Genomic DNA, 22,164 nt, shown 5'->3' on the forward strand with positions numbered 1-22,164 from the left:
TCCAGTCTTCCCCGCCGGGGCCGTACCGCACACGCGCTCAGGAGAGCAGCGCCTCCAGCCGCCGGTTCACCGCCGCGAGCGTGGCCCGCACGACCGCCTGCCGGGGATCCCCGGCCACCAGCGCCGAACCGGCCAGCTGCTCCACCCAGCCGTCGCAGACGAGCAGCACCACCACTGTGGCGACCTCGCAGTTGCCGAACGGCACCACCGCGGCGTGCTCCACGAAGCACCGGCCCCGCTCGCCGGCCGGGACGGCCCGGCCGAGCAGCTCGTCCACCGCGGCGGCCGCGGCCACCGCGCAGAGCCGCAGCACGTACCCGTCGACGGCCGGCCCGGTCGCGTGCCCCTCGGCCGTCCGGTCACCGGCGACCAGGCGGACCTCCGTGGTGGCGTCCAGGCCGAACGTGCTCACCAGGACGTGCTCGATCACCACGCGGGGCCCCGGCACGCCGCCGGTGTCCAGCGGTCGCGACGGCGCGGTCTCCGTCGTGGTCATCTGCCCACCGGAGTACGACGTACCGAGCGTGACCGGGCTGCCGGTGGACATGCCGGTCGGCGCGGCGGCCAGCGACGTCTCGTCCACAGCGGCCCGGCCCCGGTGGGTGGCCTGCCGGCGGCGGCGCGGCGGCTCGTCGCCGTCGCCGGGCACCTCGGCCGGCCGCGTGGCGCGGTCCGCGCCGAACCGCGCGTCGCCGGACCGGTTCGCGGCCGGACGTGCCACACCGGTCCGCGCCGGCATCTCGTCGCCGCCCGTCTCGTCACCGTTGCGGGCCTCGCCCGGCTCGGGCTGCGCGGCGCCGGTCCCGTCGGTACGGGCCTGGCCCGGCGCGGACTGCCCGCCGGGTGCCCGGTTCTCGCCCGCGCGCGCCTCACCGGAGCGGTCCAGCCGCGCCGACCGGCGGCGCAGCGGCGCCGGTGGCGGCACGGCGGGCTCGCCGGGCAGGTTCTGCGGGGCGGCGGCCAGGCCCATCCGCTCCTGGAGCAGCCGGGCCACCAGGCGGCTCACCTCGGCCGGGTCCGCGCCGTCGGCCAGGTCGAGCCGGAGGCTGTGCGCGCCGGCCGGGGTGCGGCGCAGCGCGGCGTCGCGTACGCCCGCCACCTCCCGGACCGCGTCGAGGATCGCGTTGACGTCGAAGCCCTCCGGCCGCTCCCGTAGTGGCGCGGGTTCGTCGTCGCGGCGCAGGTGGGTGGCGATGCGGGCGAGTTCGGGGGTCTCGGCGGACGGTTCCACTGCCGGTGGCTCCGGCACGACTGGCACGTCCGGTTCCGAGGGGACGCGCTGCGGCAGCACGGGGGACGGATCCTCCGGTCGGGGCTCGGCGACCGCGTCGGCGGCCGGCACCGGTTCCGGTGCGGACCGGCGGGCGGCGTAGGGAGGGGCGCTCGTCGGGTGGGACGCGGGTGTGCGGTCGAAACGGGGCGCGCCGCTCGTGGCGGGCACGCCTGAGGTCGGCGGGGCGGTGGCGGCCGCTTCGGTGGGGGGCGCCGGAGCGTATCCACCGGCCGGGGCGGGCGGGGCGCTGGTCGGCGCGGGGCCGGCGGGCGCGCCCAGCGGGGCGACCGGCACCGGCGGCCCGGCCCAGGAGGGCCGGTCGTAGCCGTGCGGCGGTTCGGCGTCGCCCCGGGCCAGCCGGAACGGCCGGGTCGCCTCGGTCGCCGGCTCGGGTGCGGCCGGCGGCTCGTACCGGCGCGCTGGCTCGGGCCCGGCACCCGGCTCGTACGGCCAGGACGCCTCGGACTCGGCGGACGGCGGGTACGGCCGCGCCGCCTCCGGTCCCGGGGCAGGCTCGGCGCGCATCGGCTCGTACTGCCGTACCGGCTCGGGTCGGGGTGGCTCGTAGGCGGCCGGCGGTTCGACGCGGGCCGGCTCGTACTGCCGCACCGGCTCGGGCGCCCACTCGGCCGCGCGGTCCTCGCGGGGGGTGCGGTGGGCGGCGCTGTCGTCCTCCCACTCCCGCCGCTCGGCGACGGGCTCTCCGGTGCGGCGGGCCGGCGGCTCCTCCGGGCCCCGGACCGGCGGCTCCTCGGCCCGGCGGGCCGGCGGCTCGTCGGTGCGGGCCCACGGCGGGGCCCAGCCTTCACCCCAGCTCGGGCGGTTCCAGGACGGCCCCGACCAGTCCGGTTCGGCGGCGGCTCTCGGGTCGTCCGCCGGGATCTCGGCCGCGGCCCGTGGCTCGGCGGTGACCGCCCGGCCCTCCGGCGGGTGCACGTCGCCCGGTGCGTGCTCCGGCCGGCTCGGGACCGGCGGGGTGATCGGCCGGTCGGCCCAGCCGCGGGACAGCGACGGGGTGGATTCGGTGTTCGGCGCGTGGAAGCCCGGCGGCACCTCGAAGCCGGAGGCGGCGGCGCCGACCGGCGGGACCTGGAGAGCCGGCGGCGCGGAGGTCGGCCCGCTGTCGGCCCAGCGCGGGGCCCGGGCGGCCGGGTCGTCGGCGGCGTGCCGGGAACCGGTGGCCTCTCCCGGGTCGGCCGGCTGCTCGATCGTCGGCGCCGGGCGCGGGGCCGGTACGGCCAGCCGCTCGCCGTCGGCCGGCCGGGGCGGCTCGTCCGCGGGCGGGGCGCTGACCGGCGCCTGGCGGGTCACTGGCGACTCCTCCCCGGCGTGGTGCACGCCGTTGACGTGGCGGCCGTTGACGCGGCCCGGTTCCGGCGCGGAGTGGCCGGGCAGCGGGGCCGGCAGGTCGCCGTGCCGGGGCGAGGAGGCGGCCCAACCGCCGAGGTCGCCGTAGGGCCAGCCGCCGGACGCCGGAGCGCCGCGGGACCAGCCGCTCGGCGGGGGCGCCCAACCGCCGCCGGTACGGACCGGGTCGTCCTGCTGGCCCGTCCCGTCGCCGTGCTCTCCCGGGGTGGCGGCTCCGGGTTGCCCTGTTTCACTCACCGCGCGCTCCTTGGTCGCCCCCGCTGAGGCTACCGTGTGGTGACAGTGGCGATAAGTTACAGCGGCGGGCCAATTCCGCGACGGGTTCACGAACCCGGACCGGTTCGGGTGATACGTGCCGGCTCGTACGCAGATACTCGGAGGATCCGATGACCGCAGTGGGGAACGGTGCACAGACCGCCGGTCGGCCCACCCGCCTGCCCCGCTCGGCGCGCCGTAAGCAGCTGCTCGCCGCCGCCCAGGAGGTGTTCGTCGCGCAGGGCTACCACGCCGCCGCGATGGACGACATCGCCGAGCGGGCCGGTGTCTCCAAGCCGGTGCTCTACCAACACTTCCCCGGGAAGATGGACCTGTACCTGGCACTGCTGGACACGCACTGTGACGCGATAGTGGCCAACGTGCAGGACGCGATGAGCGGCACCAACGACAACAAGGAGCGCGTCGGCGCCGCGGTGCGCGCGTACTTCGACTTCGTCGACCACGAGAGCGAGGCGTTCCGGCTGGTCTTCGAGTCGGACCTGCGCAACGACCCGGCGGTGCGGCAGCGGGTGGAGCGGGTCGAGCAGGGCTGCATCGCGGCGATCACCGACACGATCATCTCGGACACCGGGGTCAGCCGCTCGCACGCCCAACTGCTCGCCTCGGGTCTGGTCGGCGCCGCCGAGACGGCCGCCCAGTTCTGGCTCGCCGGCGGCCGCCAGGTGCCCAAGGCGGAGGCCGAGGCGCTGGTAGCGGCCCTGTCGTGGCGTGGCATCGCCAGCTTCCCGCTGCAAGGTGAGTCGGCCTGAACATCGGGCCGCCGGATCGGATAGCCTTCCCACGGTGGCTTTTTCGCCCCAGTTGAGGAGGCACAGTGGAGGTCAAGATCGGCGTGCAGTACGCGCCGCGGGAGCTGGTCCTGGAGAGCGCGCAGTCGCCGGCCGAGATCGAGCAGATCGTGACCGACGCCTTCGCCAAGGGTGAGGGCACGCTCTCGCTGACCGACGAGAAGGGCCGGCGCGTGATCGTGCCGGTCGGCAAGGTCGCCTACGTCGAGATCGCCGAGGCGTCGCCTCGCGCGGTCGGGTTCACCGTTCGCTGATTCCCGCGGCACCGGCCGCCGTGGCGGGCTCCCGCCACGGCGGCTCAGTTGTTCGATCCGGCGGCTGCCATCCGCGCGGTGTGCGCATCGGTCAGCCGGCGCAGCAGCCCCGGCACGTCCCCGCCGGTCCACCTGATCAACGCGACGAGCGCGCCCCGGCCGCCCGGCCCGCCTGGGACAGTGCCTCGCCCAGCAGCCGCCGCACCCACATCGACAGCCGCCCGGCCGTGCGGGGATCGACCTCGATCGCGGCCCGGATCTCGGCGGCGGCGAGGCGGTCGAACGCGAGCGGTTCGCCATGGGCGACGAGCCCGAACAGGTCGGCCGCGGCAGGGTCGGGCAGAGCTTCGGGGGCGGACACGAGCGCAGGGCTACCGGCGTCTCGCATGTGACCCGAGTCACAGGTAATCACCCCGCGTACACGGCCACCACCTGGAATCGGGACGACCCGCTGGCCGTTCAGGTACGATGAGACAGTTGCCGTGGGCACCGATTCGGTCACTTGCTGATCAACGCCGGTCCCCGACGCGCGTGCGGCCCGGTCCGGCTCGGCGAGTTCGCCCCTGACCGCGTGGCCCGCGCCACACCGATCGCGCCCTGAGGACAGAAGGGGCGCACCACGAGAGGGCACCCCCACATCCACATGAGCGAACAGATTTCCGGCCAGCCACTGGCCCCCACCGCTCCGGTCCCCCCGGAGGCACCCACGTTCGCCGCGCTCGGCGCGCGGCAGGAGACCGTCGAGGCGCTGGCCGCCGCCGGCATCACCCGCGCCTTCGCCATCCAGGAGTACGCGCTGCCGATCGCGCTGCGCGGCGTCGACCTGATCGGGCAGGCGCCGACCGGCACCGGCAAGACGCTCGGCTTCGGCATCCCGCTGCTGGAGCGGGTGTTCGCCCCGTCCGAGGGCAGCGACGGCGTCCCGCAGGCGCTTGTCGTCGTACCCACCCGCGAGCTGGGCATCCAGGTCGCCAAGGACCTCGACGCCGCCGGCCGTACCCGGGGTGTCCGGGTGCTGCCGATCTACGGCGGTGTGGCGTACGAGCCGCAGATCGAGGCGCTCCGCAAGGGCGTCGAGATCCTGGTCGGCACCCCGGGCCGCCTGCTGGACCTGCAGAAGCAGAAGCACCTGCGGCTCGACCGGGTCCGTGCGCTCGTCCTCGACGAGGCCGACCGCATGCTCGACCTGGGCTTCCTGGACGACGTCGAGAAGATCCTGGCGATGCTGCCGGAGGACCGGCAGACCATGCTGTTCTCGGCCACCATGCCGGACCCGATCGTCGCGCTGTCCCGGCGCTTCCTGCGCCGGCCGGTGACGATCCACGCCGGGCACACCGCCGAGACCGGTCCGTCGCCGCAGACCAAGCAGCTCGCGTACCGCACCCACTCGCTGAACAAGGTCGAGATCGTGGCGCGCATCCTGCAGGCCGAGGGCCGCGGGCTGACCATGATCTTCACCCGCACCAAGCGGGCCGCCGACCGGGTCGCCGAGGATCTCGACTTCCGCGGCTTCGCCGTCGCCGCCGTGCACGGTGACCTAGGCCAGGGCGCGCGCGAGCGGGCGCTGCGGGCGTTCCGGGCCGGCAAGATCGACACGTTGGTCGCCACCGACGTGGCCGCCCGGGGCATCGACGTCACGGGCGTCACCCACGTGATCAACTATGACTGCCCCGAGGACCAGGACACCTACACCCACCGCATCGGCCGTACCGGCCGGGCCGGGGCCACGGGTTCCGCCGTGACGTTCGTCGACTGGGACGACATGCCCCGCTGGCGGATCATCGACAAGACGCTCGGGCTGGACATGCCCGAGCCGCCGGAGACGTACCACACCTCCGCGCACCTCTACACGGACCTGGACATCCCGACGGACATCAGCGGCACGCTGCCGACCGCGGAGCGCACCCGGGCCGGTCTGTCCGCCGAGGTCGAGGAGGACCTGGGCGGTGGCGGCCGGTCGCGGCGCGGCGAGCGCCGGGGCGACAGCCGGGGCCGTGAGCGCGGCGACCGCGGCCGGCGCCGGGGCGGCGAGGCCGGTCCCGCCGCCGGTTCGTCCACCGGGCAGGCCGACGGCGGTGACGAAGAGACCCCGCGTACCCCGCGTCGGCGGCGTCGTCGCCGGGCCGGCGAGACGGTGGCCGGTGAGCCGACCGCGGTGATCGGCACCGAGGGCACGGCCGAGGCCGCCGCCGCACCGCAGCCCGCGGAGGGCGAGGTGGCGAGCACCAAGCCCCGTCGCCGCCGCCGTCGCCGCAGCGGCACCGGCGCACCCGCCGAGTCCACCACCACCGACTGACGCACACCACGGATACGGCCTCCCGGACCCCGGTCCCGGAGGCCGTCCCCATCCCCGCCCCTCACCACCTGCGACGATCATGAAGTTGACGGCGCGACACGCCGTGCTCACGGCCGCCAACCTCATGATCGCCGGGGCGGAGGCAGGAAAGGTAGGTACTGATGCCGGAAGCGTTGGACTCCGCGCTGGCCGAGGTGCGGGCGCTGCTGCTCGCGCCGGGGCTGACCCGCGCGGTCGCCGCCGGGCGCCGTCGTGGGCAGCGCCCCTCGGTCGTGCGCGCGGAACTGCGCCCGGTCACGCTGAAGGCCGGTCCCCGGTTGCAGATCGCCGTCTCCGACGGATCTCGGCCGCACACCCGCAACGTGGCACCCGGCACGGAGGCCGGCGCCGCAGTCGACGAACTGCTCGCCGAACCGTTCGGCAACTGGCACGTCGAGACCGCCGACGCCACGCTCCAGCTCCGGGTCACCAAGTCCGGCGAGGCGCAGGTGCACCGTGCGGCGGCCAGCCGTCCGGCCACCGAGCCGGGCGGGCACGATCGCGCCAAGGAGTGGCTGCTCGACCCCGGTGATCCCCTGTTCCGGGAGATCGGCGGCTCGGCGGCCAAGCGCCGCCAGGTCGACGCGTTCCTGCGCGCGCTCGCGGCGACGCTGCCCGACGACCTCACCGGCCCGCTGCGCGTGGTGGACCTGGGCTGCGGCAACGCCTACCTGACCTTCGCCGCCTACCGTCACCTGGTCCAGCGCGGCCTGGACGTGACGCTGGTCGGGGTGGACGTGCGCGAGGACCAGCGCCGCCGCAACACCGAGCTGGCCGAGCGGCTGGGCTGGGCCGACCGGGTCGGCTTCGTGGCCGGCACCATCGCCGACGCATCAGTCGAACCGGCACCCGACCTGGTGCTGGCGCTGCACGCCTGCGACACCGCGACCGACGAGGCGCTGGCCCGGGCCGTGCGCTGGGGCGCCCGCTGGGTGCTCGCCGCGCCCTGCTGCCACCACGACCTGGCCGCCCAGCTCCGCGCCGGTCCGGCCCCGGCACCGTACGAGTTGCTGACCCGGCAGGGCATCCTGCGGGAGCGGTTCGCCGACGTGCTCACCGACTCGCTGCGGGCCGCGCTGCTGCGACTGCACGGCTACCGCGCCGAGGTGGTGGAGTTCGTCGACTCCCAGCACACCCCGCGCAACCTGCTCATCCGGGCCCGGCGGACAGCCGGTGCGCCGACCGACGGGCAGCGCGCCGAGTATCGCGAGCTGGTCGGCCAGTGGGGTGTCACGCCCCGGCTGGAGACGCTGCTGACCGAGGCGCGCTGAGCGGCAGCGGTCTACCGTCCCCGGTCGCCCCGGTTGCGGTCGCCCCGGTCCAGCACCGGCACCCGCTCACCGGCGCCCCGGTTCGGCGCCCGCGCGCCGTCGTGCGGTGCGCTCGGGAACGGCACCACCTTGCCGGGCTGCTCGGCGTTCCCGGCGGCGGCGAAGGCGTTCCACGAGATGTCGACGAGCAGCCGCTTCAGCTCGGCGTGCCGCGCGGCGGCGTTGCGCTGCAACGCCAGCCGAGCGCCGAGCACCACCGCGGCCAGGGTGGTGCAGATCGCGCCGGTGGCGGCGATCAGGTGTACGCCGGTCGCCTCGCCGCCGCGTACCGCCAGCACCAGCAGCCAGATCCAGAACCCGAGCGCGAACACCGCGGCCTTGGCCACGAAGAACAGGCTCACCGCGCCGGGGCGATGCGGTACGGGACGTTCCGGCTCGGCCATGCTGCTCCTCCATCGACTCACAGGGTTCCCTCAGCCTATTACCCGAAGCGTATTGCCCGAAGCGAGCTTCCGTAGTCGTCCGGGTCTCGCCGACGGGACTTCCGGACCGATCAGTCAGTTACTTCTCCGGCCCGGCGTACTAGGCTCGACGAGCGAGCCGGGCCACCGGAGGAAGGACAGATCCGCCAGGGATGGGTTCCGCAGACGTTTCGCCGCAGATGGCCTTCGCGCGCTTCGTACGCCGGGCCATCGACGCCGCGCGCGAGGAGCGCGGCTGGACGGTGACCGACCTCGCCACCCACACCGGTGTCGGCCGCTCCACAGTGTTCCGCTGGCTGGCCGGCGACTGGCAGGACTACCCCGAACTCGCGAAGGTCCGCGGCTTCTGCGCCGCCCTCGACCTGCCCGTGGCGGCCGCGTTCCGCGCGCTGGGCCTGCCCGACGCCGGGCCGGTGCCCCGCCGCCGGGGTGCCGAGGACGGCCCGGTGGAGGCCGACGTGCGGGTGATCCTGGATCGGCTCGCCGACCCGAACGTGCCCGCCGAGGAGAAGCACCACATCCGCGACCTGCTCCGCTACCTTGCCCGCCGCCCGGTCCGCCGGGCCGGCTGACCGCCCAGGCGGCTCGCGACTCAGGCGACGGTCAGCGTGAACTCCGCGGTGCGCACCACGCCGCCGACCTGGAAGTCCAGGAACATCCGGTAGCTGCCCGGCCCCGGCGCGGTCAGCCAGAACGTCACGTCGTCGCCGTCGCGCACCTGCTCCGGGTGCACGTGCAGGTAACCGAGGTCGCCCTGGCGCAATGCCACCAGGTGCCCGTACGCCCCGAGGTACGGCTCCAGCGCCGCCGCCGCGCCGTCCGCGCCGGTGACCCGGAACCGCAGCGGCACCGACTTCCCCACCTCCGGCGTTCCGGTGTACCCGACGGTGAACCCGTCGACGGTGGCCGACGTGGCGGCGGCGGGCAGCGGCCCGGGCCGGTACGCGCCGGACGCGGTCAGGTCGGCACCGAGGACCACGGCGACCTGGCGACCGTCGTCGGCCACCGCGGTGAAGTCCGCGTACATCCGCCAGGGGCCCGCCGCCGGTGCGGTGATCGGCACCGACCAGGTGCCGTCGGCGGCCATCGCCGGGTGCAGGTGCCGGTAGCCGCCGAGGTCACGCCGGACCATGATCACGTGCATCGGTTTGTCGTGCACCACGGCGAACCGGGTGACCGCCCGGCGCTGGTCGTCGCGGATCTGGAAGCGCAGCTCACCGGCGCGGCCCGCGACCAGCCCGGTCGACGGCACCAACGTGTAGCCGGCCGAGGTGATCGACAGTCCGGTCGCGCCGTCGCCGCCGCCCTGGGTGACTGTGGCGCCGTCGTGCGTGTGCGCGCCGGTCCCCGGTGCGTGGGCGTGCACGCCACCGTCGGCGCCGCCCGTGGCGGCCCCGCCGGCCGTCGCGGGCCGGGCCGGGCCGGCCGGCGCGTTCATCCGACCGAGGCCGAAACCGAGCAGGACGGCGAGCACCAGGCCGCCCACCACCAGGGCCAGCCGCAGCGTCTCCCGGTCCACCGCGACGGGCCCGGCCGTCCCGGCCGTCCCGGCCGGACCACCCGCGCCGTTCCCGACCAGCGCCGCGTCTCGGGTCAGCACCGCGTCCCGGGTCAGCACCGCGTCCCCGGGCTGCGCAGCGGGAGCGCCTGAGCCGGCCCCGGCGTCGTCGGGGACGACGCCGGGGTCGGAGGTGACTGACGACGACTCAGGCACCGCCGCCGACCAGCTCGTAACCCGCCTCGTCCACGGCGGCACGCACGGACTCGTCGGACAGCGGCGTCGCGCTGGTGACAGTGGCGGTACCGTTCGCCAGATCGATCCGGACCTCGTCGACACCGGGCAGCGCGGACAGCTCCTCGGTCACCGCCTTGACGCAGTGTTCGCAGGTCATCCCGGTCACGGTGTACGTCTGGACGACGGGTCGCTGCTCGGTCATGACCCCACGGTACCGCCGCCCGGGTCCGGACCCGACGACGGTCCGCCGACGGTGGTGACGCTCGCATTCCGCCCGGCCCGGGAACTTTCCGCGCACGCCCGGACCTCCCCGCGGCGACCGGCAACACGCCGGGAACCGGCGCCCGGACGGGTCAGCCGGCCACCGCCAGCGCCAGCGGCAGCACGTCCGGCGCACCGGCCCGCCGCAGCAGCCGCGCCACCACGCCCATCGTCCAGCCCGAGTCGACCAGGTCGTCCACCAGCAGCACCGGACCGTCCAGCTCCGCCAACGCACCGGCCAGCTCATCGGGCAGCAGGAAGGCGTCGTGCAGCGCGCGTACCCGCTGGGCGCTGTTGCCGCGCGGCCCGCCACCGCCGGCCGGGACGACCTGGCCGAGCAGCGGCAGCCGGCCCACGGCGGCGATCCGCTCGGCGAGCGAGCCGACGAGCAGCGGTCGCGTCCGGGAGCCGACCGCCACCACGCCCACCGGCCGCCGGGGCCACGGGTCGTCGCCGTGCGCCCACGCCTTCAGCACCTCGACCACGGCCGCCACCACGTCGTCGGGCACCGGGCCGTCCGGCGCCTCCGGCCCGACCAGTCCGCGCAGCCGCCCGCCCCACCCCAGGTCGGACAGGCGCCCCACGGCCCGGCCGGCCAGCGCCTGCTCCGCCGGGGAGATGCGGCCCTTCAGGGGTACGCCGACCGCCTCCAACCCGGTGGGCCAGAGCTTCTTCGGCGGGATCGGCACGCCGGGACGCCCGAGGAACGTCTGCGCGGCGGTCAGCGCCTGATCGGAGACGGCGGCGTCGAACAGCGGGCCGGCGCAGTTGTCGCACCGGCCGCAGTCCTGCGCCCCCGTGTCGTCCAGCCCTTCCCGCAGGTAGCGCATCCGGCAGCCGGACGTCGAGGCGTACTCGCGCATGGCCCGCTGCTCGGCGGCGCGCGCGTCGGCGACGCGCCGCAACCGGGCCTCGTCGTAGACCCACGGCTCGCCGGTCGCGAGCCAGCCGCCACGCACCCGGCGGACCGCGCCGTCCACGTCGAGCACCTTGAGCATCAGCTCCAGCCGGGTCCGGCGCAGGTCGACCACCGGTTCGAGGGCCTGGGTGGAGATCGGCCGGTCGGTGTCCAGCGCGGCGAGCACAGCGCGGACCTGTTCCTCGGGCGGGAAGGCGAGCGAGGCGAAGTACCGCCAGATCGCCGCGTCCTCGACGCCGGGCAGCAGCAGCACCTCGGCGTGCTCGACGGCCCGGCCCGCGCGGCCGACCTGCTGGTAGTAGGCGATCGGCGAGGGCGGCGCGCCCAGGTGCACGACGAAGCCGAGGTCGGGCTTGTCGAAGCCCATGCCGAGCGCGCTGGTGGCGACCAGCGCCTTGATCTTGTTGTCCAGCAGGTCCTGCTCGGCGGCCCGCCGGTCGGCGTCCTCGGCCTGGCCGGTGTACGACGCCACGGACCAGCCCCGGCCGCGCAGGAAGTCGGCCGTCTCGGTGGCCGCCGCGACGGTGAGCGTGTAGACAATCCCCGAGCCGGGGAGCCGGTCCAGGTGGTCGGCCAGCCAGGCCAGGCGGTGGGCCGGGCTCGGCAGGTCGAGTACGCCGAGGCGCAGCGACTCCCGGTCCAGGGTGCCCCGCAGCACCAGCGCGTCGCCGAGTTGCTCGGCCACGTCCTGCGTGACCCGGACGTTGGCGGTGGCGGTGGTGGCCAGCACCGGCGTGCGCTCGGGCAGGTTGGCCAGAAACGTGCGCAGCCGCCGGTAGTCGGGGCGGAAGTCGTGCCCCCAGTCGGAGACGCAGTGCGCCTCGTCGACCACGAGCAGCCCGGTGGTGGCGGCGAGCTTCGGCAGTACCCCGTCGCGGAAGTCGGGGTTGTTCAGGCGCTCCGGGCTGATCAGCAGCACGTCGACCGCACCGGCGTGGATCTCGGCGGTGATCTCGTCCCACTCTTCCAGGTTCGCCGAGTTGATGGTGCGCGCCCGGATGCCGGCGCGGGCGGCGGACTCGACCTGGTTGCGCATCAGCGCCAGCAGCGGCGAGACGATCACGGTCGGCCCGTGCCGACCGCCGTCGCGCAGCAGCGCGGTGGCCACGAAGTAGACGGCCGACTTGCCCCAGCCGGTGCGCTGCACGCAGAGCACCCGGCGCCGGTCGACCACGAGCGCCTCGATGGCCCGCCACTGGTCCTCGCGCAGCCGGGCGTGGTCGCCCGCCAGCCGCCGCAGCACCGCCTCGGCGCGCTCCCGGACGGCCATCCGATCCTGGCTCATCCGGCATTTCTACCAGGGTCCACCGACGTCACCGGCGGACCAGGGGTCGACGAAGGCGGCGCGGGCGGCGATACGGGCGGCAGGAAGATCAGCAGCTCGCGCAGCGAGTCCGTCGCCGCCGCCGGCAGCAGGCACCGCGACGCCAGCTCCTCCATCGACGTGTACGGGCCGCGTATCCGCCGGTCGGCCACCACGTGCTGCGCCTGTGACCGGGTCAGCCCCGGCAGCCCCGCGATCACGTGGTCCGGCACCGAGTTCACGTCCACCAGTCCGCCGTCGTCGTACGCGCGGGGCAGGTCGGGGCGGCCGATGCGCAGGTCGTCCCGCGCCGACGGGTACTGGTAGAGCAGGTACCGGGCGTACTCCCGGCGCAGCCGGCTGCGGTCGGCGTACGGCCGGCCCCGCCACAGGCCACGCAGCCAGGCGAGCAGCCGGCCGTTGAGCAGCACCACGTGCGGGACGCCCGAGATCCAGGTAACCAGCCAGACCAGGATCAGGGCGCCTCGGGGTCCGCTGACCTCCTCCGTCTCGCTGCCGCCGATGACCACCACGAACGTCACGCCGACGGTCAGGTAGTAGACCGCGGCGAGGACGTTGCCCCAGCCCCGCCGCCAGAACCCGTAGAGCAGCACCACCAGCCAGGTGAGCAGGCCGAACGAGAACAGGGCGACGAACGCACCGCTGACTGTCGCGAAGACGCTCAACCACCTGGGCACTCCGGCCGGCCGCCTGGCCGGCGGCACGGGGCCGCCGAACAGCGGCGCAGGGGCGGCGGCCACACGGGGGGCCGCCCCTTCCGCGTGTCAGCGGCCGAGCACGGAACCGCCGTTGACGCCGAGCACCTGCCCGGTGACGTACCCGGCGGACGGGCCGACCAGGTAGCGCACGGCCGCCGCGATGTCGTCCGGCTCACCGGCCCGGCCGACGAGCGTGGCGGCGACCCGCTTGGCGTGCCCCTCCGGCGTCATCCGGTCGCCGAAGAACTCGGTCTCGGCCACGTAGCCGGGGCTGACCACGTTCACAGTGATCTGTTCCGGACCGAGCTGGGCGGCCAGGTCGTACGCCCAGCCGTGCAGTGCGGCCTTCGCGGCCGAGTACGGCCCGCCGCCACCGCGCTGCGCGGCGATCGAGCTGAGCAGGACCACCCGGCCGCCGGGGCGGCTCAGGGCCGGCAGCAGCGCCTCGGTGAGCAGCACGGCGGTCAGCACGTTGGCGTCCAGGTTGGCCCGCCACCAGTCCGCCACACCGGCGAGCGAGTCGGTCGACCCGCTGAGGTAACCGCCGGCGTTGTTGACCACGGCATCCACGGCACGATCCCCGACCGCGTCCACCACCGCTCCGACCTGCGCCGGATCGGTCAGGTCGGCGGCGACAGCCACGACCGCCCCGTCCCGCCCGCTCTCGTCACAGATCCGCCGTGCCGTCGATTCGAGCACGTCGCCCCGCCGTCCCACCACGATCACGTCGAACCCGTCGATCACGAGCCCGTGGGCGACGGAGGCCCCGATCCCGGTCCCACCCCCACTGACCACAGCCAGCCGCCGCAGCTCCCCCATGACGTCTTCCCTTCCCCGCTCTCCCCGTTGATCAAGGAGTTTGGGTCATCCTAACCGCGGAATCAGGACACAAACTCCTTGATCAACGGGGTGAGGGGAGGGGGATGGGAGCCGTCAGCGGGGGCGGCGGAGGGCGGTCAGGACGGGGGTCAGGCGGGAGCGCAGGCTGGCCAGGCCGCCGGGGAAGAAGTAGACGGCCAGGATGAACACCGTGCCCAGGACGAACAACGGCTGGCTCAGCGGACGGCTGAGGAACGCGGGCAGGCTGTTCACCGCCTCGCTGCTGCCGAACGCGGTGAGCCGATGGTCCAGGTACATGTAGAGGACGCCGCCGAGCACCGGCCCCCACCGCGTACCGGGGCCGCCGAGCACCACCATGACCAGCAGCGACAGCGTCAGCTCCGACGAGGTGATGTGCGGGCTGGCGCCGCCGACGATCAGCACGTAGACCACCCCGCCGGCCGACGCGAGACCACCGGCCAGCGTGAACGCGACGAGCTTGAACCGGTACGGGTCGAGCCCGAGCACCCCGATGCGCCGCTCGTCGTCACGCAGCCCGGCCAGCACCCGCCCGGTCGGCGAGGCGCTGACCCGGTGCACGACCAGGACCACGATCGCCAGGTACGCCAGCGCCAGCCAGTACAGGTTCACCGTGTTGGTGACGCCCACCAGCGCCGGCGGCAGCCCTGACACGTCCAGCGGCAAGCCCTCCTCACCGCCGGTGAGGCCACCGAAGTCGCGGGCCACCAGGATCGCCCCGACCTGCGCGAACGCCAGCGTCACCATGGCGAACGCGATGCCCACCGTGCGCAGTGCCACCGCGCCGAGCAGCGCGGCGAGCGTGGTCCCGCCGACCACCGTCAGCACGGCGGCCTGCCACAGCGGCAACCCGGCCTCGGTGACCAGGATGTCGGTGCCGTACACCCCGGCGGCGAAGTAGAGGGCGTGGCCGAAGGAGAGCATTCCGGTCCGCCCGAACAGCAGGTCGTATCCGGCCGCGAGCCCGCCGAAGACCAGGCAGATGGCGAGCAGTTGCAGCGTGCCGGGCGAGTTCAGCGGTCCCTCGAAGATGCCCGGCAGGTTCAGCGTGGAGTACGGCAGGACCGCCGCCACCACCAGCGCGACCAGCGGCAGGTACGGGCGCAGTCGGTGCCAGCGGGAACGCCCGGGGGTCAGTTCGTCGGGCACCTGCGCCGGAGGCGCGTCGACCACCGAGTTGGTCATGCGTGAGCCACCTTTCCGGCCAGGCCCTGCGGACGCAGCAGCAGCACCACGGCGAGCAGGCCGACCACGCACAGGTCACCCAGCCCGGACGTGCCGTAGTAGTTGACGAACTGTTGCAGCAGCCCCACCGCGACCGCCGCGTACGCGGACCCGACCACCGAGCCCATCCCGCCGATCACCACCACGATGAAGGCGAAGATCAGCAGCGAGCCGCCCTGCCCCGGCGAGACGGTGCCGAAGTAGACGCCGCCGAGTGCGCCGGCCAGCGCGGCGGCGGCCCCGCCGATCGCGAAGACCAGCGTGAACGCCTTGCGCACGTCGATGCCGAGCGCGGTGACCATCTCCCGGTTCTCCACCCCGGCCCGGATGATCAGGCCGTACCGCGTCCAGCGCAGGAACGCCAGCAGCGCGCCGAGCACCACCACGGCGGCGACGATCAGCAGCAGACCGGCGTTCGGCACCTGGGCGCCGAGCACCGACGTCACCTCCCGGCTCCAGTCCGGGCGCGGGAACGGACGCGGATCAGCGCCCCAGGTGGCCTGGAGCAGCGCCACCCCGGCCAGCGACAGGCCGACGGTGACGAGCACCTGCTCGATGGTGCGGGAGTAGAGCGGCCGGATCAGCACCAGCTCCACCAGCACCGCGACGAACGAACCGGCCAGCACGCCGAAGACGACAGCCAGGACGAAGCCGAACCCGTCCGGCCCGGCTCCGGGCAGGTTGCCCGAGGCCCACCACGTCGCGTACGCGCCCACGCCGAGGAACAGCCCGTGCGCGAAGTTGAGCACGTCGGCGAGGCCGAAGACCAGGGAGAGGCCGGAGGCCACGAGAAAGTAGAGCGCCGCCAGGCCCAGCCCGGTCAGCGTCAGCAGGACCACCGTGTTCACGCGTGCACCTCCCCGGAACCCGAACCCACACCGAGCAGCGACTTGGTAAGCGCGGTCTCCAGCAGCAGTTCGCGGGCGTCGCCGGTCCAGGCGACCTGCCCGGCGGAGAGCACCACCGCGTCGGTCGCCAGTCGCCGTACCACCGCCAGGTTCTGCTCGACCAGCAGCACCGGCACGGATTCCGCCACCCGTTCCAGCACCTCGGCCACCTCGGTCACCACCTTCGGCGCCAGCCCTTTCGTCGGCTCGTCGACCAGCAGCAGCCGGTTGTCGTTCAGCAGCACCCGGCCGATCGCGAGCATCTGCTGCTGCCCGCCGGACAGCGAGCCGGCCCGTTGCCGTCCGCGCCGCTCCAGCTCCGGGAAGAGAGCGAAGACCTTGTCGTACGCGGGCGTGACGCCCCGCCGTTCGGCCAGTCGCAGGTTCTCCGCGACGGTGAGCGCGGCGAACACGCAGCGGTCCTCCGGCACGTAGCCGAGCCCGTCGCGGACCAGCCGGTGGGTGGGGCGCGCGAGCAGGCTCCGGGCCCCCATGCGTACGCTGCCGCGCACCTCGCCGCCGCGCGGCGTCAGCCCGACGATCGCACGCAACGTGGTGGTCTTGCCGACGCCGTTGCGCCCGAGCAGCACCGTGACGCCGGTCGGCGCGACCTCGAACGACACGCCCTGGAGGATGTGCAGTCCGGCGATCCGCACGGACAGGTCCTCGACGGACAGGACCGGCTCACTGCTCGCGTTCACAGGGCCTCCCCCAGGTACGCCTCCTGCACGGTGGCGTTCGCCATCACCGTGTCCGGGGTGTCGCAGGCCAGCAGCGCGCCGTGGTGCATCACGGCGATCCGGTCGGCCAGCTCCAGGATCACGTCCATGTGGTGTTCCACCATGAGCACCGCCCGGCCGCTGTCGCCGGTCAACGACTTGATCACGCTGACCAGCTCGGGCACGTCCTCGGCGCTCACGCCGGCCATCGGCTCGTCCAGCAGCATCACCCGGGGCTCCCCGGCGAGCAGCAGCGCGATCTCCAGCTTGCGCTTCTCGCCGTGGGCCAGGGTGCCGGCGAGCGCCGTACCCCTGTGGTGCAGGCCGACCCGGTCGAGCGCCGCGTCGGCGGCGGCGGCCACCTCCCGGTCGGCCGCCGCCCGCCGCCACAGTTTCATCGAGCCACCCCGGTGTGCCTGTACGGCGAGCCGGACGTTCTCCCGCACGCTCAGCGAGCCGAAGACCGAGGACGCCTGGAAGGTGCGCCCCAGGCCGAGCCGGGCACGCCGGTGCGGCGGAAGCGCGGTGATGTCCGCGCCGTCCAGCAGGACCGTGCCCTCGGTGGGGCGGCGCAGGCCGGTGATCAGGTTGAACAGGGAGGTCTTGCCGGCGCCGTTGGGCCCGATCACGCCGAGGAACTCCCCCGGCGCCAGATCGAGGTAGACGGAGTCGACGATGGCGACCTCACCGATCCGCCAGGTCAGACCGCGGGTGGCGAGCATCGGTCAGCCCTTCATCTGCGCGACCGGCGGCGCGCTCTCGTCACCGGTGAGCGACTTCTGGACGGTGGCCGTGAAGGCGGTGCCACTGCCGGAGAGCTTGGCCTGGTACATCGGCTGGAGCAGCGCGTGGTCCTCGGCGCGGATCTTCATGGCACCCTTGACGCCCTCGAACTCCCAGCCCTCCAGCGCCTGCACCATCTTCTCCACGTCGTCGCCGCCCTCCTGCACGGCACGGACGACCATCTGCGCGGCGGCGAACCCGTCCGGGTGGAACAGGTCGAGCGTGCCGCCCGGCACCTTCGCCTTCGCGGCCTTGGCGGCCTCGGTGTCGCTGGCCCCGTCGAAGTAGTGCGAGAGGAACGAGATCTTGGTGCCGGCCGCGCCGAACGTCGGCCACGAGGCGCGGATGTCCAGGCCGGTGACGACGGTCGTGGAGGCGAGGACGCCCTGCTGGTCGAGCGTCTGCCACATCGCGCCGGCGGTGGTGCCGGCCCAGGCGACGAAGAGCAGGTCCGGCTTGGCGGCCTTGATCTGGCTGGCGAACGGCGTGAACTCGGTGGCGCTGGCCGGGGCCCGGACGCTGCTCACGTTCGCGCCGGCGCCGCCGATCACGGCCTTGACGGCGGCCTCGTTCGCGTCGCCGAACGCGCCGTCCTGCGCGAACACCACGACCTTCTTGTCCGCCGCGTCGCCGATGAACGACCGGGCGGTCACCACGTCCTGCCACGACTGCCGGCCGGAGCGGAACGTGTACTTGTTCGCGCCGGTCACCGCGTCCGTGGCGGCCGGGCCGGAGATGAACAGCACCTTGTTCTGCGCGGCGATCGGCGCCACCTGGAGTGCCACACCGGAGGAGGTGGACCCGGCGATGATCTTCGTGCCCTTGCCGATCATGTCCTTCGCGGCGGACACGGCCTTGGCCGGGTCGCCCGCGTCGTCGGCCTCGGTCAGCTCGATCGTACGGTCACCGACCTTGCCGGTGCCCTCGGTGGCGAAGTCGAGGCCCGCCTTGAAACCCTCGATGTACTGCTTGCCGTAGCTGGCGAGCGGGCCGGACTGCGAGTAGACCAGACCGACCTTGACCGGGGCGGCGTCGCCGCCGCCGGATGCGGTGTCCTGCGGGCTGCCACAGGCCGTGGCGGCCAGAGCGACCGCCACCGAGGTGGCGGCGGTAAGGAACACCCGTCGCGTGTGCCGGATCGTCATTGCGACTCCAGGTGAGGACAGGGGGAATGTCAGTTGTCGGCTCACGCTAGAAGTGACGTCACCCACGGGCTATGTGGTCGGCGCACACAAGTGCCCGCGACGGGGTGGCCGCACGTTACAACGCCGGACATCGGCGCGTAACCGTACCGACCCGGGATGGCCACGCCCGCCACGCACGCCCCGCCGGGAATGTCGGCCCACGCCATCGCGGGCCGGGTCAGCGCCCGCCGCAGTCCCCGTCGTGGTCGGCCGCCCGCGCGCACCGCCGGCCACCGTCACGTACCCGGTCGCACCAGACCCAGTGGCGTACGGACTGCTCGTCCTCCCGCGACACGGTCGTCCCGGCGCGTTCCACGTCGGCCAGGAACCCGAGGGCCCGGCAGATGGCCCGCGCGAACCCCCGTGCGCCGTCGAGGTCGGCCGCGAGCACCGGCAGGTGTACGACGAACCGCTCCCGGCTCACCGCTGCGCGCCCGGAGTGAACCGGGACTGCCAGCTCTTGAGCGCCTGCTTGATCCGGGTGTTCTCCTCGGCGTGCCGGGACGCGTCGCGCCGGGCCAGCGCCAGGTCACCCGCCACCCGGTAGAGGAAGGCGTGCACCTCCGCCGGGTCGAGCCCGTGCCGCACGGTCCGGAACCGCCGCTCGCGGATCTGCCCGACACTCAGCGGGCGGCACGAGTCCGAGCGGTACCAGCCCTGGTTCGGCGGGCCGCCCTTGCCGCGCCGCCGGGACGGCTGGAACAGGTTGAGCACGTTACGCACGCCGATCCTCCTCGCCGAGCCGTGGAGGCGGCCCGCCCGCAGACAGGGGACGCGGGCGGGCCGCCGGCCCCGAGACCGCAGCCCGTTCGGCGGTACGACCCCGGAGCCCATTCGGGGCCCGGCTCCCGAGGTTTGCCGAACCAACCGGAGCCGGACAGGGTCAACCTACACCAGGATCTGGTTATGCGCGAGCCTCCACTCTCGACGCGCCGGGCAACTTGTTGCAGTTACTTGTGCAGGTAGGGCAGGATCGGATTCGCCGAACCAACCGGAGTCCCACCATGCCCACAGCAGAAGCACCGTTCCGCCGCATCGCCAACGACATCGCCGCCAAGATCAAAAGTGGTGAGTTGAAGCCGGGCGACAGGCTGCCCTCCACCCGCGAGTTGGCCGAGTCCTACGGCGTCCACATGAACACGGCCTACCGGGCGATGTCGTTGCTGCATGATCGCGAGCTGATCACCGGCCAGCCCGGCCGAGGCACCTACGTGGCCGAACCCCCGAGCTGACCGGCCCCGATCTTGGAAAGTTCTCGTTCATACCGAACGAGAACTTTCCAAGATTCACATCGATCTTCCGCGAGACCGGGCGGGATGCACCGCGTACAGCGCCCGGAGTGCCTCCGGAGTGACAGGTCAGAGCTGGACGCCCACCTTGCGGCGCATTCGGCTGAGGCCGATCAGCAGGCCGCCCGCGGCCAGCAGCCCACCACCGATGCCGACCATCGGCGTCGTGCTGCTGCCGGTGACGGGCAGGTGCTTGCCGGGTCGACCACGGCGACGTCGGTGATCGTCACCGTGCCGGTGTTGGTCACCCGGTAGGTGTAGAGGATCTTGTCTCCCTTGGCCGCGTACCCGTCGGGCTCGCACTCGTTCTTGCAGGTCGACTCGACCCGGGCCTTCTTGTCGATCGACAGGCTGGCCCGCACCGGCGGGGGCGTGACCGTGGTGACTGTGAACGTGGCCTCGTTGGAGGTGACCTGCTGCTCACCGAACGAGCCGTTCGCCCTGGCGGTGTTGACGATCTCACCCGCCGCCACGTCGGCCTCCGTCACGGTGTACGTCCCCGTACAGGTGGTGCTCGCGCCGGGCGCCAGCGAGGTCGTCGCGCAGGTGATGCAGGTGACCTTGTCGTCGGTGATCGCGATGGCCGTGATCGGGTCCGTCGTGCCCGTGCTCGCGTTCCCGACGGTGTACGTGTAGGTGACGACCTGGCCGGCCTTGAGCCCACTCGCGGGCGTGCCGGTCTTCGTCAGCGTCAGCGAAAGGCCGATGTCGCCGGCGGCGCACGTGTGCGTGAGGACGAAGAAGCGGGCGGTGCCCGAGATGACCGCGGTGGCTCCCGTCAGCGTCCAGCCGGCCGGGGTCCGGATCCAGGCCTTGCTGGTGCCGAGGTCGTTGACGATGGCGCTGTTCGGGTCGATGGGAATGGTCCGGGTGACCGGTCCGCCGGGCGTGCTGAATGTGGCCGTGATCGTCTGGAAAGTACCCGTCGTCGCCTGGTTGCCGGGCAGGTTGAAGACCCAGACGTCCTCGTCGGCGAAGGGCGGACCGGCCGGAACGACCCGGCCGGTCCGCCACGCCTTTCGAGGGTCAGCGGCCCGCTCGGGCGGCCACCGCCGTGTCGGGGTGGTCGCTGAACACCCCGTCCAGGCCCAGGTCGAAGAACAGTTCGTACTCGGACGTGATGTCCCCACGCGCGTTCGGGTCGGTGCCGATGCGGAAGTCCACCGGCAGGAACTGGTTCTCGGCCCGGAACGTCCATGCGTGCACCACCAGCTTCTGCCGGTGCGCGTCCCGGATCACCGAGGTCGGCGCGAGCAGCCGACCGGCGGAGTCCCGGGGCACGATCAGGTTCTTGTTCAGGCCGACGCCGTCGGCGTACCGGGAGATCCAGGCCAGCCCCGCGGGCGTGGCCAGGTCGGCGTAGGTCCGCTTGTCGCCGCCGGCGACAAAGTCGTAGGGCGCGCCGCTCGCGTCCATGAGCTGCACCAGCCGCACGTCGATCATCTTGTCGAGCTTGCGCAGGTTGGCGGTCTCGAAGCTCTGCACGAACACCGGGTCGTTGCGGTGGGTGAGCCGGTTGCGGCGCAGCACCGCGACCAGCGGCTCCTCCAGCGGACGCCCGATCGACGCGAAGTAGGTGGGGTGCTTGGTCTCCGGGTAGACGCCGATGGTCCGGCCCCGGGCCTTCGACTCGGCCCGCGCCAGGTCGATCACCTCCTGGAACGTCGGGATCTCGAACTTGCCGTCGAACGCGGTGTTGGCGACCCGCACCTGGGGCAGGCGCTCCTTGGCGCGCAGCGTCTTCAGCTCGGCCAGCGTGAAGTCCTCGGTGAACCAGCCGGTGACCGTCACCCCGTCGATGGTCTTCGTCGCCTTGCGGCCGGCGAACTCGGGGCGGGCGGCCACGTCCGTCGTACCGGAGATCTCGTTCTCGTGCCGCGCGACCAGGACGCCGTCCCTGGTCGAGACCAGGTCCGGCTCGATGAAGTCGGCGCCCTGGCGGATGGCGAGCCGGTAGGCCTCCAGGGTGTGCTCCGGGCGGTAGCCGCTCGCGCCGCGGTGGCCGATCACGATCGGCCGCTGGGGCGCGCGGGCCTGCTCGGCGCGGTGGTCCGGGCCGGCCTGGGCGGCCACGGCCGGCACCACCACAGCGGCCGCCGCGAGCAGCGCGCCGGCCACGCCGAGGGCGGAAAGGGTACGTCGCAACGCCGTCTCCTGTCGTCGATGGGTACGCACAGCAGACCGGGTGTGGTTGACCGCCAGTTGGTCGGTTCCTGACCTGCCGGTGAATCTCCGG

Annotated in this window: 24 protein-coding genes; 6 read left to right on the plus strand and 18 right to left on the minus strand. The window is 73.8% G+C overall.

Translation table 11 applies throughout. The features are described from left to right. Positions 1-37 precede the first annotated feature (37 nt). Entirely contained in the window at positions 38-2,878 is a 2,841-nt protein-coding gene (locus C569_RS0120535; protein ID WP_036346398.1) for a hypothetical protein, read from the minus strand. 149 nt (positions 2,879-3,027) lie between these two features. On the opposite strand from C569_RS0120535, the gene C569_RS0120540 reads away from it, so the two are divergent. Both C569_RS0120540 and C569_RS0120545 read left to right on the plus strand, forming a co-directional pair. Beyond that, a complete protein-coding gene (locus C569_RS0120540; protein ID WP_018787651.1) occupies positions 3,028-3,666 on the plus strand; it encodes a TetR/AcrR family transcriptional regulator in 639 nt (212 codons plus the stop codon). A gap of 65 nt (positions 3,667-3,731) precedes the next feature. Beyond that, positions 3,732-3,959 (plus strand): DUF3107 domain-containing protein, encoded by a 228-nt coding sequence (locus C569_RS0120545; protein ID WP_018787652.1) that lies wholly within the window; start codon positions 3,732-3,734, stop codon positions 3,957-3,959. Between the two features lie 136 nt (positions 3,960-4,095). Here C569_RS0120545 and C569_RS30640 read toward each other — a convergent pair whose 3' ends face one another. Further along, the gene (locus C569_RS30640; protein WP_018787653.1) at positions 4,096-4,320 is read right to left on the minus strand and encodes a ferritin-like fold-containing protein; all 225 of its coding nucleotides are present in this window, start codon (positions 4,318-4,320) and stop codon (positions 4,096-4,098) included. Between the two features lie 282 nt (positions 4,321-4,602). Between C569_RS30640 and C569_RS0120560 the strand changes: the two genes are divergently transcribed. Next, positions 4,603-6,255: a DEAD/DEAH box helicase gene (locus C569_RS0120560; protein ID WP_018787655.1), complete on the plus strand. Its 1,653-nt coding sequence runs from the start codon at positions 4,603-4,605 to the stop codon at positions 6,253-6,255. Positions 6,256-6,416: 161 nt separating this feature from the next. Next, positions 6,417-7,565: an SAM-dependent methyltransferase gene (locus tag C569_RS0120565; protein WP_018787656.1), complete on the plus strand. Its 1,149-nt coding sequence runs from the start codon at positions 6,417-6,419 to the stop codon at positions 7,563-7,565. An 11-nt stretch (positions 7,566-7,576) separates the two neighbouring features. Here the strand turns inward: C569_RS0120565 and C569_RS0120570 are convergent, their stop codons facing one another. Then, entirely contained in the window at positions 7,577-8,008 is a 432-nt protein-coding gene (locus C569_RS0120570) for a hypothetical protein (protein ID WP_018787657.1), read from the minus strand. A 191-nt stretch (positions 8,009-8,199) separates the two neighbouring features. Here C569_RS0120570 and C569_RS0120575 point away from each other — a divergent pair, with 191 nt between their 5' ends. Further along, on the plus strand, positions 8,200-8,619 hold the full coding sequence (locus C569_RS0120575; protein WP_026268433.1) for a helix-turn-helix transcriptional regulator: 420 nt from the start codon (positions 8,200-8,202) through the stop codon (positions 8,617-8,619). Positions 8,620-8,639: 20 nt separating this feature from the next. On the opposite strand, the gene C569_RS0120580 is transcribed toward C569_RS0120575, so the two are convergent. The 12 genes from C569_RS0120580 to C569_RS0120635 form a co-directional block, all read right to left on the minus strand. Further along, entirely contained in the window at positions 8,640-9,761 is a 1,122-nt protein-coding gene (locus C569_RS0120580) for a hypothetical protein (protein ID WP_018787658.1), read from the minus strand. Then, positions 9,754-9,984 carry a heavy-metal-associated domain-containing protein gene (locus C569_RS0120585; RefSeq protein WP_018787659.1) on the minus strand — a complete coding sequence of 77 codons (231 nt, stop codon included), beginning with the start codon at positions 9,982-9,984 and terminating at the stop codon, positions 9,754-9,756. Before C569_RS0120585 ends, C569_RS0120580 begins: the two co-directional genes overlap by 8 nt. Before the next feature lie 151 nt (positions 9,985-10,135). After that, entirely contained in the window at positions 10,136-12,247 is a 2,112-nt protein-coding gene (locus C569_RS0120590) for a RecQ family ATP-dependent DNA helicase (RefSeq protein ID WP_026268434.1), read from the minus strand. Next, positions 12,244-12,951, minus strand: coding sequence for a helix-hairpin-helix domain-containing protein (locus C569_RS30645; RefSeq protein ID WP_231394850.1), 708 nt, complete (start codon positions 12,949-12,951; stop codon positions 12,244-12,246). Before C569_RS30645 ends, C569_RS0120590 begins: the two co-directional genes overlap by 4 nt. A 99-nt stretch (positions 12,952-13,050) precedes the next feature. Then, the gene (locus tag C569_RS0120600; RefSeq protein ID WP_018787662.1) at positions 13,051-13,803 is read right to left on the minus strand and encodes an SDR family NAD(P)-dependent oxidoreductase; all 753 of its coding nucleotides are present in this window, start codon (positions 13,801-13,803) and stop codon (positions 13,051-13,053) included. Positions 13,804-13,917: 114 nt separating this feature from the next. Then, the gene (locus tag C569_RS0120605; protein ID WP_018787663.1) at positions 13,918-15,027 is read right to left on the minus strand and encodes a branched-chain amino acid ABC transporter permease; all 1,110 of its coding nucleotides are present in this window, start codon (positions 15,025-15,027) and stop codon (positions 13,918-13,920) included. Further along, the gene (locus tag C569_RS0120610; protein WP_018787664.1) at positions 15,024-15,914 is read right to left on the minus strand and encodes a branched-chain amino acid ABC transporter permease; all 891 of its coding nucleotides are present in this window, start codon (positions 15,912-15,914) and stop codon (positions 15,024-15,026) included. The genes C569_RS0120605 and C569_RS0120610 overlap by 4 nt, the downstream gene beginning before the upstream one ends. Next, a complete protein-coding gene (locus tag C569_RS0120615; RefSeq protein ID WP_018787665.1) occupies positions 15,911-16,654 on the minus strand; it encodes an ABC transporter ATP-binding protein in 744 nt (247 codons plus the stop codon). The genes C569_RS0120610 and C569_RS0120615 overlap by 4 nt, the downstream gene beginning before the upstream one ends. Further along, the gene (locus tag C569_RS0120620; RefSeq protein ID WP_013288706.1) at positions 16,651-17,394 is read right to left on the minus strand and encodes an ABC transporter ATP-binding protein; all 744 of its coding nucleotides are present in this window, start codon (positions 17,392-17,394) and stop codon (positions 16,651-16,653) included. The genes C569_RS0120615 and C569_RS0120620 overlap by 4 nt, the downstream gene beginning before the upstream one ends. A gap of 3 nt (positions 17,395-17,397) precedes the next feature. Continuing rightward, positions 17,398-18,600: a substrate-binding domain-containing protein gene (locus tag C569_RS0120625; protein WP_018787666.1), complete on the minus strand. Its 1,203-nt coding sequence runs from the start codon at positions 18,598-18,600 to the stop codon at positions 17,398-17,400. Positions 18,601-18,817: 217 nt separating this feature from the next. After that, positions 18,818-19,063 (minus strand): hypothetical protein, encoded by a 246-nt coding sequence (locus C569_RS0120630; protein WP_018787667.1) that lies wholly within the window; start codon positions 19,061-19,063, stop codon positions 18,818-18,820. Beyond that, positions 19,060-19,362 carry a DivIVA domain-containing protein gene (locus C569_RS0120635; RefSeq protein ID WP_018787668.1) on the minus strand — a complete coding sequence of 101 codons (303 nt, stop codon included), beginning with the start codon at positions 19,360-19,362 and terminating at the stop codon, positions 19,060-19,062. Before C569_RS0120635 ends, C569_RS0120630 begins: the two co-directional genes overlap by 4 nt. Positions 19,363-19,643: 281 nt before the next feature. On the opposite strand from C569_RS0120635, the gene C569_RS0120640 reads away from it, so the two are divergent. Next, the gene (locus C569_RS0120640) at positions 19,644-19,871 is read left to right on the plus strand and encodes a GntR family transcriptional regulator (RefSeq protein ID WP_018787669.1); all 228 of its coding nucleotides are present in this window, start codon (positions 19,644-19,646) and stop codon (positions 19,869-19,871) included. 126 nt (positions 19,872-19,997) lie between these two features. Here the strand turns inward: C569_RS0120640 and C569_RS35095 are convergent, their stop codons facing one another. From C569_RS35095 to C569_RS0120650, 3 genes are read right to left on the minus strand one after another with little or no spacing between them, the layout of a single operon-like run. Continuing rightward, complete coding sequence (locus C569_RS35095; protein ID WP_369753841.1) at positions 19,998-20,078, minus strand: hypothetical protein; 81 nt, start codon at positions 20,076-20,078, stop codon at positions 19,998-20,000. After that, the gene (locus tag C569_RS0120645) at positions 20,042-21,058 is read right to left on the minus strand and encodes a hypothetical protein (RefSeq protein ID WP_018787670.1); all 1,017 of its coding nucleotides are present in this window, start codon (positions 21,056-21,058) and stop codon (positions 20,042-20,044) included. The genes C569_RS35095 and C569_RS0120645 overlap by 37 nt, the downstream gene beginning before the upstream one ends. Beyond that, complete coding sequence (locus tag C569_RS0120650; protein ID WP_026268435.1) at positions 20,955-22,073, minus strand: glycerophosphodiester phosphodiesterase; 1,119 nt, start codon at positions 22,071-22,073, stop codon at positions 20,955-20,957. The genes C569_RS0120645 and C569_RS0120650 overlap by 104 nt, the downstream gene beginning before the upstream one ends. Between the last annotated feature and the right edge of the window lie 91 nt (positions 22,074-22,164).

Origin of the sequence: Micromonospora sp. CNB394, assembly GCF_000374985.1 — a bacterium.
GTDB lineage: Bacteria > Actinomycetota > Actinomycetes > Mycobacteriales > Micromonosporaceae > Micromonospora > Micromonospora marina.

Coding starts and splice junctions, on each gene's coding strand:
- C569_RS0120570 (WP_018787657.1), bottom strand. CDS start 8,008: ATGGCCGAGCCGGAACGTCCCGTACCGCATCGCCCCGGCGCGGTGAGC.
- C569_RS0120600 (WP_018787662.1), bottom strand. CDS start 13,803: ATGGGGGAGCTGCGGCGGCTGGCTGTGGTCAGTGGGGGTGGGACCGGG.
- C569_RS0120565 (WP_018787656.1), top strand. CDS start 6,417: ATGCCGGAAGCGTTGGACTCCGCGCTGGCCGAGGTGCGGGCGCTGCTG.
- C569_RS0120560 (WP_018787655.1), top strand. CDS start 4,603: ATGAGCGAACAGATTTCCGGCCAGCCACTGGCCCCCACCGCTCCGGTC.
- C569_RS0120620 (WP_013288706.1), bottom strand. CDS start 17,394: ATGCTCGCCACCCGCGGTCTGACCTGGCGGATCGGTGAGGTCGCCATC.
- C569_RS0120605 (WP_018787663.1), bottom strand. CDS start 15,027: ATGACCAACTCGGTGGTCGACGCGCCTCCGGCGCAGGTGCCCGACGAA.
- C569_RS0120625 (WP_018787666.1), bottom strand. CDS start 18,600: ATGACGATCCGGCACACGCGACGGGTGTTCCTTACCGCCGCCACCTCG.
- C569_RS0120590 (WP_026268434.1), bottom strand. CDS start 12,247: ATGAGCCAGGATCGGATGGCCGTCCGGGAGCGCGCCGAGGCGGTGCTG.
- C569_RS0120585 (WP_018787659.1), bottom strand. CDS start 9,984: ATGACCGAGCAGCGACCCGTCGTCCAGACGTACACCGTGACCGGGATG.
- C569_RS0120575 (WP_026268433.1), top strand. CDS start 8,200: ATGGGTTCCGCAGACGTTTCGCCGCAGATGGCCTTCGCGCGCTTCGTA.
- C569_RS0120640 (WP_018787669.1), top strand. CDS start 19,644: ATGCCCACAGCAGAAGCACCGTTCCGCCGCATCGCCAACGACATCGCC.
- C569_RS0120540 (WP_018787651.1), top strand. CDS start 3,028: ATGACCGCAGTGGGGAACGGTGCACAGACCGCCGGTCGGCCCACCCGC.